The following is a 10536-nucleotide window of genomic DNA, read 5'->3' as shown; positions in this document are numbered from 1 at the left end:
CCTCGTGTTCCATACGGCGGGACAATTGCCAAGGTGGAGTTCGCCTGCATCTCTCCAGGAACAGCATCCGCATGATGCATGCGTCTCTGCTTCTCCTAGCAGTCGCATTGACCGCGCTCGCAACATTCGTTTGGCGTGCGCGCCCGGACCATCTAGTCAATCGATGGTTTGCGGCCTTCGCACTGTCGGGCGCCGGATGGATTACAGGTGTCGCGGCATTATATAGCGGCACTCATCTCGAGCTCTGGAGTAGATTCACGTTTGCGAGCGCTAGTCTCATCCCGGCCAGCCTCTTGGGCTTCGCGTATTCATACCCAGCGCCCAGTCGGTGGCCACCATCATCTTGGGTGCGCATGATTCTGTTCGTGGGCCTGGCCTTCTGTGTCATGTCGTTGGGGACGCCTCTGATCGTCTACAGCCCCCACTGGACAGACGAGGGTATTATCAGAGGATCCGGTCCTCTCTTTCCAGCGTTCGCCGCATATTTCATCACCGTTTGGAGCACCGCATTCGCTCTGTGTTTCTTAAAGTGGCGTCAAGCGCGCGGCCAACGGCGAATCCAACTGCATTACTTGGTTGTCGCAGTCCTCTTGACCGGACCCGTACCCATCACTGTCAACCTTTTGACCCCTCTCGTGACGGGCCGATCGCCGTACAGCTGGATCGGCCCCTATTTCGGCGTGATCCTCATCGCCCTCGTCGCGCACGCGATCATTCGCCATCGCCTGATGGACCTGCGCCTCGTCGTCCACCGCGGGCTCACGCTCGCCGCCGCGATCCTGGTGTCGCTGCTGCCGGTGGCGGCCATCATCACCGTGGCGTGGCCGCGTCTCTCGCTGCACCTCGAGCCGCACGAGCTGGCCGTCGTGCTCGCCGCGGTCGCGGTCGTGAGCCTCCTCATCCCGGTCACGCGCGACTTCGCGGGCCGCATCCTCGACCGCTACGTCTACCGCACCCAGGCGAACTTCCGGCGCACGGTCCGCGCGGCCAGCACCACGCTGACGCGCGTGCTCGACCTCGGCACGCTGCTGCGCTTTCTCACCGGCACGGTGGTGACCTCGACACGCGCCGAGGGCGTCGCGATCTATCTGGACGACCGGGGAACGTTTCGCCGGGCGGCGGGCGACCGCCATCCGGCGGGCGGGCCCTTCGGCATGCCGGACACGGCGCCGGCGCCCGTCGTGCGCGCGCTCGCGGCGACACGGGACCTGATCGTCGCCGACGAGCTGATGCGCGAGCGCCTGACGGACGAGCGGCAGGCGCTCCACGACGAGCTCACCGGGCTCAACTGGGCCCTGCTCTTGCCGCTGACCTCGGAGGGCGTGGTCATCGGCGCGATCGCGCTCGGCCCCAAGCTCTCGGGCGACCCCTTCTACCCCCAGGATCTCGATCTGCTGATGACGCTCGCCAACCAGGCCGGCATCGCGGTCAAGAACGCGCAGCTCTATGCGCAGGTCGTGCTGGCGAACGAGTACATCAGCAACATCGTCGCCACGATCGAGAGTGGCGTGGTCGCCATCGACGCCGCGGAGCGGATCGTGCTCTTCAATCGCGCGGCGGGGCAGCTCACGGGCCTGGCCGGCGCCGACGCGCTCGACCACCCCGTCGGCGTCCTGCCCGCGTGCCTCACCGACGCGCTCCGGCAGAGCGTCACCGAGGGGCGCGCGCTGACCCGGCCGGAGGTCGAGCTGTCGGACGGCACGGCCAGCCGCCCGATCATCTGCACCACGTCACCGCTGCTCGACCCGTCGGGCGCCGTGCTCGGCGCGGTCGCGGTGTTCAGCGACCTCACGCCGCTCAAGGAGCTCGAGGTCGGCCGGCGGCGCGCGGAGCGCCTCGCGTACTTCGAGATGCTCGCCTCCGGCATCGCGCACGAGATCAAGAACCCGCTCGTCGCGATCAAGACGTTCGCGCAGCTGCTCCCGCGCCGCCACGACGACGAGCGCTTCGTCGGGGAGTTCGGCCGGATCGTCGGCCGCGAGATCGGCCGCATGGAGCGGCTCGTCGAGCGCCTGCAAACGCTCTCGCGCCCGAGCGACCGGCCGCGCCTCCCGCTCGACCTGAGGAAGCCGATCGCCGAGGCGATCGAGACGATGCGTGCCGCATTCGAGGACAAGAGCATCGTGGTGTCGGCCGGGCTGGGACGCGAGCCCTGCATCGTGCTCGGCGACCACGCGGAGATCGAGCAGCTCTTCCTGAACCTCCTGCTGAACGCGCACGAGGCGACGCCGCCGCGCGGCATGCTCCGGGTCGAGCTCGTGGCGACGGGCGGCCGCGCGGTCGCGGCCGTGGTGGACACGGGGCCCGGCGTGCCGCCGGCGCTGCTCGAGCGGGTCTTCGAGCCGTTCTTCACGACGAAGCAGCGCGGCTCCGGCCTCGGCCTCGCCATCTGCACCGCGATCGCGCAGGCGCACGACGCCCGGCTCCGGGTCGCGAACCGGCCCACCGGCGGCGCCGTCTTCACCGTGGACTTCCCGGTCACCGCGGACGCGCTGGCGCCGGCGTGAACACGATCCTGCTCGTCACCCCGGACGACGCGCTTCGCACGCGCCTGCTCGGCGTGCTCGAAGACTATTCGGCCTTCATCGCGCAGAGCGACGCCGAGGCGCTGAAGATCCTGCGCCTGATCGACGTGGACGTCGTCCTCCGGGACTGCGCCGGCCTGCCGCGCGGCCTCGAGGCCTTCATCGCGCGCGTCAAGGAGGTCATGCCCGCGGCGCTCACGATCGCCCTCGGCGCCGCGGAGGGCGAGGGCGACCTGGCGGATTTCAGCCTGCCGACGACCTTCACGCAGCGCGACCTCGACGGCGCGCTTCGGCACACGCAGGAGCGCCTGCGGCTCACGCGGGAGCTGGCGACGCTCCGCTCGAGCGCCCTGCTCGAGGCGCGGCCGGCCGCCGGGGTCGAGGAGGCATGGAACGGCGCCGCGCTGGCCCGCGTGCTGAAGGAGTTCACGCGCGCCTTCGCCGCCGGCTTCGACCTGCCGCGCGTGCTCGCCATGTTCCTCGACGCGATCGGCGAGCTCGTGCGCTCGACGCGCACGGCCCTCCTCCTGCCCGCGGGCGACGGTCGCGACTACCGGGTGGCGGCCCACCGCGGCCTGGCGCCTCAGATCGTCGAGTCCGTCCGCCTGCCCGCGGACACCGGGCTCGTGCGCTGGCTCGCCGTCCAGGGGCGGCCGGCGCGCATCCACGACCTGACCGACGCCGACATCATCCGCGAGCTCAAGCTCCTCCAGAGCGTCCTCGCGGTGCCGCTGCTCGCGCACGGCGAGCTCGTGGCCGTCCTCGTGGTGGGCCAGCCCGTCGTCGGCTCGAGCTACGGCCGTCCCGAGACCGAGACGCTCTTCGACCTCGCGACGCACCTGGCCACCGCGATCCGCGACATCTCGCTCCACCACCAGCTCCAGCGCGAGAAGGAGTTCACCGAGCGGATCCTCGAGCACATGTCGAGCGGCGTGATCACGATCGGGCGCGACCAGCGGGTGAGCATCATGAACCGCCGGGCCGAGGAGATCCTGGGCGTCCTCGCCGCCTCCATCGTCGACGAGGATCTCCGCGCGCTGCCCTCGCCGCTCGGTGACATGCTCTACGACACGCTCCGCACGGGGCGCGCCGTGGACCGCGCCGAGCTCCAGCTGGCGCTCCGCGGGCTCTGGCTCGAGGTCTCCACCTACCCCGTGCGCGGCGACGACCTGGCGCCGCTCGGCGCCGTGCTCGTCTTCGAGGACCTCACGGCGCAGAAGGAGCTCGCGGCGCAGCGGCGGCAGGCCGAGCAGACGCAGCTCCTCACGCGCGTCGTCGCGCGCATCGCGGACGAGATCAAGAACCCGCTCGTGTCGATCAACACCTTCATCGAGCTGATCGGCGAGCGGTACGACGACCCCGACTTCCGCAAGCACTTCTCCTCGGTGGTCCGGCGCGACGTGCGGCGGCTCGTGGAGGTGTTCGAAAAACTGGCTGCGCTCGTGACCGAGGGTGAGCTAAACTTCACCGTCGTGGACGTCCACACGGTCGTGGTCGACGTGGTCACGGCGATCGAGCTGGCCGACGAGGCGCCGGCCAAGCCCCTGCAGCTCGACGTCACGCGCGAGGCCGCGCCCCAGCTCGTGAAGGTGGACGCGGCCCACCTGCGGCGCGCGCTCTCCTACCTCGTCTGGTACCTCACGCACAACTCCCCGCCGAATCAGGCGCGGGTCTCCATCGCGGTCGGCCGTCACGCCGAGCGCGAAGGCACCGAGCGGGTCCGCCTGCAGATCGCCTCGCGGACGGCCAGCGTCTCGCCCGACAAGCTCCACCGCGTCTTCGACCCGGTGCAAATGGTCCAGGAGAGCCTGATCGACGTGGGGCCGGCCGTGAGCCAGCGGCTCATCGAGGCCGTCGGCGGCCAGCTCGACATCCGGCACGGGCGCAACGAGCTCGCCTTCGTCGTCTCGTTGCCGCTCGCGGGGTCATGAAGACGATCGCCCCGCCGACCACCCGGGCGCGCGTGCTCGTCGTCGACGACGAGCTCGGGCCGCGCGAGTCGCTGCGAATGCTGCTGAAGCCCGTCTACGACATCGAGACGGCCGACAACGGGGGCGCCGCGCTCAAGACGCTCGAGCGCTTCCGGCCCGACATCGTGGTCATGGACATCAAGATGCCCGAGATGGACGGGCTCGAGCTGCTGCGCCGCGTGAAGCGTGTCGATCCCTCGATCGAGGTCGTGATGATCACGGCCTACGCCTCGCTCGAGACCGTGAAGCACGCCCTCACCCACGGCGCGTTCGAGTACCTCATCAAGCCCTTCCCGCGCCAGGACCTGGAGGACGTCGTCCGGCGCGCGCTCCTCCGCCGCCAGGCCGACCTCGGCGCGCGCAGCCAGGTGTCGAGCCTCGTCGAGGAGATGCGGCAGCTCTCGGGGAAGACGCGGGAACTGGAGGAGGCGGCGCGGCGCGAGGCCGTCGAGCAGTCGCTGCGCGTCACGCAGCTCTCGATCCTCCGCGAGATCTCGCGCACGATCGTCGGTCAGCTCGAGCCGCGCGAGCTCGCGGCGGCCATCACGGAGCAGCTCCGCGCCGCGCTCGGCTACGACCGCGTCACGATCGCGGCCGAGGCGCCCCCGAGCGTCGAGGGCGCCGACCCGCGCGCCGCCGTCTGCGCCATCCGCGACGCGCAGGGGTCCCTGGGCTACCTCGTCGTGGACAACCGGGCCTCGGGCCGCGCGATCGACCCGCACGAGCGCGAGCTCCTCGAGATGCTCTCCGAGTACCTGGCGATCGCGCTCCGGAACTCGCGCCTCTACGGCGAGATCAAGGACACCAAGCGCTCGCTGGAGAAGCTGATCGACTCCGCAGGCGACGCGATCATCTCGGTCCGCGCGGACGACCGCATCGACGGCTGGAACCCCGCCGCCGAGCGCATCTTTGGCCTGCCCGCGGCGCAGGCGCTCGGGGTCCTGCTCACCGACATCCTGCCGGCCGCCGAGTACCTCGACGCGAAGCGCCGCCTCGCCGAGGGCGCGGCGATCCACGCCTTCGAGACGTCGGAGGCGCCCGCGCTCGCCGTGACGCTCTCGGCCCTGCACGGCCGGCTCGGCGAGCTCGAGGGCCTCATCGCGATCGTCCGCGACATCACCGGGCAGCGTGAGGTCGAGCAGCAGCTGCACCAGTCCGAGAAGCTCACGGCGCTCGGCCAGCTCGCCGGCGGGATCGCGCACGACTTCAACAACCTCCTGCAGTCGATCCTGGGCTACGCGCAGCTCATGAAGCAGAAGTCGCGGGACGTCGAGTTCGTGAACCGCTCGCTCAAGGTGGTCGAGGCCGCGGCGCTGGACGGCTCCGAGACGGTGCGGCGCATCCAGACCTTCGCGCGCCTCCGCCCCGAGGAGCAGTTCGTGCCGATCGACGTCAACAAGATCGTCCAGGACGCGATCGCGATCACGCGCCCCCGCCTGGAGGAGAAGCTCGCCCACGGCCGCCGGCCGCTCGAGCTCCGGCTCGACCTCGGCACCGTGGAGGCGATCCGGGGGCGGCCGGCGGCGCTCACCGAGCTCTTGACGAACCTGATCCTCAACGCACTCGACGCGATGCCCGACGGCGGCACGCTCACGATCGCCACGCGACAGGAGCGCGACCGCGCGGTGACGATCACGGTGGTCGACACCGGCGTCGGGATGCCGGAGAGCGTGCGGAAGCGGGTCTTCGAGCCCTTCTTCTCGACCAAGGGGGAGGCGGGCTCGGGCCTCGGGCTCTCGATGGCGTACTCGATCACGCGGCGCCACGGCGGCGAGCTGGGCGTCGAGAGCGAGCCCGGGCGGGGCACGACCTTCACGCTGCGCCTGCCGATCGCGGGCGAGCCGCTCAAGACCGGCGCCCCCACGAAGGCCGCACGGCCGCACCGCCAGGCGCGCGTCCTCGTCGTGGAAGACGAGCCGAAGGTCCTCGCGACGCTCTCCGAGCTGCTCAAGAGCGCGGGCCACGCCGTGACCGCCACCGCGAGCGGCGCCGCGGGCCTCGCCGCGTACGCGCCCGGCCGCTACGACCTGGTCCTGTCGAACCTCGGGATGGCCGGCATGAACGGCTGGCAGTTCGCCGAGCGGCTTCGCGCGGTGGACCCGAGGGCCACGATCCTCTTCATCACCGGCTGGGGGCTGCGCGAGGAAGACCGGAGCCGCCTCGCCGCGCTCGGGATCCGCCGCTGCCTCTACAAGCCCGTCCAGCCCGACGAGCTGGACGCGGCGATCCAGGACACGCTCGCCGGCGACTGACCCTTCAGCGCGAGCGCCGACCGAGCGCCTCGCTGACCGCGACCCTGAGCCCGTCGAACCCCAGCGGTTTCCGGAGCACGGCGAACTCGAGCCGCCGGCTCGGCGCGTCGAGGTCCGCCGACGAGGCCGTGAGCATGATGACGGCGACGGACGGGTCGGCGGTCCGCACGCCCTCGATGAGCTCGAGCCCGCTGCCCCCGGGCATCAGGAAGTCCGTCAGCACGAGGTCGTAGTCGCCGCGCGCGAAGAGCTCGAGCGCCTGGGCGCTGTCCGCGGCGCTGTCGGCGGCCAAGCCCCAGGTCTCGAGGGCTTCGCACAGGACGTCGCGGACGCGCGCTTCGTCGTCCACCACCAGCACACGCGGGAGCCGCATCTCGCTCATCGGGTGCGTAGACCTTACGGTACGCGCGGGACTGCAATCAACGGCGGAGATCGCCGCAAGAAATGCAGCGTTTCGAACGACGGACGTCGCGAAGGCGCGTGGAATGGGCGTGCGCGGGCCGGGCCGAGCGCGCGGGCGCGTGTTTCCTGCCCGCGCGGGGGCTCAGGCCTGCGAGCCCGCGTCAGATCGTGCGATTTTCACATTGTGGATAGCTGTGGATACGTGGACAGCCGGCTCAGGCCCTCTTCATCGGCCTGCCGCAGCAGATCTTCTGGGCCATCGCGACCTTGCCGCACTTGGCGCAGCGGAAGCCGGCCATCCTCCTGCCCCCCTCCGGCGCGGCCCTCAGAGCCGCTCCACGATCGTGGCGATGCCCTGGCCGAACCCGATGCACATGGTCTGGAGCCCGTAGCGCGTGCCGGTCCGCTCGAGCTCGTGGAGCAGCGTCGTCATGAGCCGGGCGCCCGAGCAACCGAGCGGGTGCCCGAGCGCGATCGCGCCGCCGTTGACGTTCACGCGGGCCATGTCCGGGTGGAGCTCGCGCTCCCAGGCGAGGACGACGGAGGCGAACGCCTCGTTGATCTCGACGAGGTCGATGTCGTCGAGCCGGAGCCCGGCCTTCTTCAGCGCGCGCTGGGTCGCCGGGATCGGCCCGGTGAGCATGATCACGGGGTCCACGCCCGCGAGCGCCGTGGCGACCACGCGCGCGCGCGGCTTGAGCCCGAGCGCCTTGGCCCGGTCGGCCGACATGACCATGAGCGCCGCGGCGCCGTCAGAGATCTGCGAGGAGTTCGCGGCCGTGATCACGCCGTCCGGCTTGAACGAGGGCGCGAGCTGCGCCATCTTCTCGCGGTTCACGGGCACGCGCACGCCCTCGTCGGTGTCGAAGACCGCGCCGTCCGGCAGCGTCACGGGCGTGATCTCGCGCTTGAAGCGCCCCTCCGCGATCGCGCGGCCGGCCTTCTCGTGGCTCTGCGCCGCGAGCTCGTCGAGCTCCTCGCGCTTGAGCCCCCACGTCTCCGCGATCAGCTCGGCCGAGATCCCCTGCGGGACGATGTTGAAGCGCTCCTGGAGCCGGGGCGACAGCGGCCCCTCGCCCGGTCCCATCGCGTTCGAGCCCATCGGCACGCGAGTCATGTTCTCGACGCCGCCCGCGATGACGCACTCGTACTGGCCGGACATCACGCCCATCGCCGCGAAGTTCGCGGCCTGCTGGCCCGAGCCGCACATGCGGTCGAGCGTCGTGCCGCAGACGTCGAGCGGGAAGCCGGCGATGAGCGCGGCGTTGCGCGCGATGTTGAAGCCCTGCTCGCCGACCTGGTCCACGCAGCCGAGGATGACGTCCTCGACCTCCGTGGGGTCGATCTTCACCCGGGCCACGAGCTCCCTGAGCACGTCGGCGGCGAGGTCGTCCGGGCGGACGCCCGAGAGCTTGCCGTTCCGCTTCCCGACGGCGCTGCGCACGGCTCCGACGATCACGGCATCGCGCATGATGGCCTCCCGTTCCAGCTTACCGCTTGGCGACGACGATCTCCACGCGGCGGTTCTTCTGGCGCCCCTCGGGGTTTATTTATTGGAAGAGCTTCTTGATCGCCGTGCCCGCCTTGTCGAGCGTCGAGGGGGGCTTCTGGGGCTTCTCGACCGGAACGGGGCGCGCGGCGAGCCGGATCCGGATCTCCTGACTGTTCCCTCCGAGGACCTGGATCTGGCGCACCTCGGTGGTGAACCCCGGGTGGCTCACGCGCAGCCGGTAGGGCCCTTCCCTCAGCGTCTGGCGCACCTGCCCGTTCTGCGCCTGGAGAATCGCGACGAGCGCGTCGCCGGGCGTGCGGAACTCGATCATCGCGTTGGCCAGGAGCTTCGCCGTCCGCGCTTCCTGGACGATGGTGACGATCTCGCCGTTCATGTGGATCGGCCGCGTGGCGAAGAGGATGCCCCCGACCGTGGCGCCGATCGAGAACACGCCCGCGGTGATGCCCACGAGGGCCTGGAAGCGGGTGAGCGTGAGCGCGGCCCTGACGCGGTCGGGGAGAGCCATCACTCGGAAGCTTAGCAGCGAGACCCGCTCTCGCGCCAGCAGCCCGAGGCCTCCGATGACGCACGCCCCGCCGAGGACGTGCGCCCAGCGGAAGGGCTCGCCGAGCCACGCGTAGGAGAGGAGGACGGCGCGACGAGGAGCTTCCCCACGACGACGGCGCTGCCGACGATCGCCATGGCGGTCGCCAGCTCGAGACAGGCGCGCAGATGCTTCGACAGGGCGGGTTACGTCGCGCGCTTGACCTGGTCGGCGAGCTTGCAGAACGCGCAGACCGTGCCGGTCGTCACCTGACCGCAACGGGCGCACTCGTTGAGCGTCACGGCCTCCGCGCGCTCGAACGCCGGCCGCGCCTTCTCGAGGTAGCCGAACAGGAAGTTGTGCTTGGTGCCCGGCGAGGCGTCCTCCATCCGGCTCAGGATCTCCTTGTGGGCGATCGACGTGGCGCCCTTGGCGAACGGGCACTCCTCCACGATGTAGTCGATCTTCCGGAGGACGGCGTAGGCGGCCGTCTCGCGCTCGGACAGGCGGTAGAGCGGCTTCACGCGCCGGACGAGCTTCGCGTGGGTGGACGGCAGGGCCGGCGACTGGCGCGCGAGCGCCTCCGTCTGCCAGTGCAGGACCGAGCCGAGGAGCGTCGCCGCCTCGTCGTCGAGGTTGTGGCCGGTCGCGACCACGGGCATCCCGTGCTCGAGCGCGACGCGGTTCATGAGGTAGCGCTTCGAGAGCCCGCAGCCCGAACACGGCGGGCGGCGCGTGACGGCCTGGATGACCGGGACCGGCGCACCCACCGCCTCGGCGACGCTCGCGACGAGCAGGGGCGCGCCCCGCCGCGCGGCGAACGCCTCGCACTTCGCCTTCGACTCCACCGAGTAGTCGAAGATGCCGAGGTCGAGGTAGAGGCCGGTCGTCCGGTAGCCCTCGTCGAGCAGCACGTCCCAGAGCCCGAGCGAGTCCTTGCCGCCGGAGACCGCGACGAGGACGTGCTCGTCGCGCGCGAACATCCGGTGCTTCCGGATGGCCTCGCGGACCTGGTTGCGGAAGAAGCCGAGGAAGTCCGGCGCGCAGAAGGCCGCGTTGTGGCGGCGCAGCTCGAGGACTGCCGGCTCACCGCACTTCCGGCACTTCATGGCGCGCTTCCGCCGCTCATCACCGGACGCAGCTCGATCGTCTCGTCGTCGTGGACGACCTGGTCGGCGGTGACGAGGTCGTCACCGCGGATCACCAGCACGGTCTCGGGGATGATGTCGAGCTCGCGCAGCACGTCCTTCACGCGACGGCCGCCCGCCACCTCCACCTCGCGCCGTGGGTTCCGGAGGATGACCCTCACGCGTCCGCCGCCCGTCCCGCGCCGCGACTCGGCACGCGCGTC

8 protein-coding genes are annotated in these 10536 nt (G+C 70.9%); 3 read left to right on the top strand and 5 right to left on the bottom strand.

Going from position 1 to position 10536, the window contains the following annotated elements; all coding sequences use genetic code 11:
• The first annotated feature begins 71 nt into the window (after window positions 1–71).
• From VKG64_13985 to VKG64_13975, 3 genes are read left to right on the top strand one after another with little or no spacing between them, the layout of a single operon-like run.
• Window positions 72–2507, top strand: coding sequence for an ATP-binding protein (locus VKG64_13985; protein ID HKB26150.1), 2436 nt, complete (start codon window positions 72–74; stop codon window positions 2505–2507).
• On the top strand, window positions 2504–4456 hold the full coding sequence (locus VKG64_13980) for a GAF domain-containing protein (GenBank protein HKB26149.1): 1953 nt from the start codon (window positions 2504–2506) through the stop codon (window positions 4454–4456). The genes VKG64_13985 and VKG64_13980 overlap by 4 nt, the downstream gene beginning before the upstream one ends.
• Window positions 4453–6747 carry a response regulator gene (locus tag VKG64_13975; protein HKB26148.1) on the top strand — a complete coding sequence of 765 codons (2295 nt, stop codon included), beginning with the start codon at window positions 4453–4455 and terminating at the stop codon, window positions 6745–6747. The genes VKG64_13980 and VKG64_13975 overlap by 4 nt, the downstream gene beginning before the upstream one ends.
• A gap of 4 nt (window positions 6748–6751) precedes the next feature.
• Here the strand turns inward: VKG64_13975 and VKG64_13970 are convergent, their stop codons facing one another.
• From VKG64_13970 to VKG64_13950, 5 genes are all read right to left on the bottom strand, one after another.
• On the bottom strand, window positions 6752–7129 hold the full coding sequence (locus tag VKG64_13970) for a response regulator (protein HKB26147.1): 378 nt from the start codon (window positions 7127–7129) through the stop codon (window positions 6752–6754).
• 345 nt (window positions 7130–7474) lie between these two features.
• On the bottom strand, window positions 7475–8620 hold the full coding sequence (locus VKG64_13965; GenBank protein ID HKB26146.1) for a thiolase family protein: 1146 nt from the start codon (window positions 8618–8620) through the stop codon (window positions 7475–7477).
• A gap of 79 nt (window positions 8621–8699) precedes the next feature.
• A complete protein-coding gene (locus VKG64_13960) occupies window positions 8700–9167 on the bottom strand; it encodes a hypothetical protein (GenBank protein HKB26145.1) in 468 nt (155 codons plus the stop codon).
• Window positions 9168–9391: 224 nt separating this feature from the next.
• The gene (locus VKG64_13955; GenBank protein ID HKB26144.1) at window positions 9392–10294 is read right to left on the bottom strand and encodes a TIGR00269 family protein; all 903 of its coding nucleotides are present in this window, start codon (window positions 10292–10294) and stop codon (window positions 9392–9394) included.
• Window positions 10291–10536 (bottom strand): MoaD/ThiS family protein (locus tag VKG64_13950; protein HKB26143.1); only part of this gene is annotated, 246 nt, incomplete at its 5' end. The genes VKG64_13950 and VKG64_13955, both read right to left, overlap by 4 nt.

Source organism: Candidatus Methylomirabilota bacterium (genome assembly GCA_035260325.1).
Classification (GTDB): domain Bacteria; phylum Methylomirabilota; class Methylomirabilia; order Rokubacteriales; family CSP1-6; genus AR19.
Note: the sequence above shows the minus strand (reverse complement) of the source record. Positions and strands in the feature narration are given on the sequence as shown.

What these genes read in the sequence shown, in the direction of transcription:
- VKG64_13985 (HKB26150.1), top strand. Translation starts at nt 72, where the DNA reads ATGATGCATGCGTCTCTGCTTCTCCTAGCAGTCGCATTGACCGCGCTC.
- VKG64_13975 (HKB26148.1), top strand. Translation starts at nt 4,453, where the DNA reads ATGAAGACGATCGCCCCGCCGACCACCCGGGCGCGCGTGCTCGTCGTC.
- VKG64_13970 (HKB26147.1), bottom strand. Translation starts at nt 7,129, where the DNA reads ATGAGCGAGATGCGGCTCCCGCGTGTGCTGGTGGTGGACGACGAAGCG.
- VKG64_13965 (HKB26146.1), bottom strand. Translation starts at nt 8,620, where the DNA reads ATGCGCGATGCCGTGATCGTCGGAGCCGTGCGCAGCGCCGTCGGGAAG.
- VKG64_13960 (HKB26145.1), bottom strand. Translation starts at nt 9,167, where the DNA reads ATGGCTCTCCCCGACCGCGTCAGGGCCGCGCTCACGCTCACCCGCTTC.
- VKG64_13955 (HKB26144.1), bottom strand. Translation starts at nt 10,294, where the DNA reads ATGAAGTGCCGGAAGTGCGGTGAGCCGGCAGTCCTCGAGCTGCGCCGC.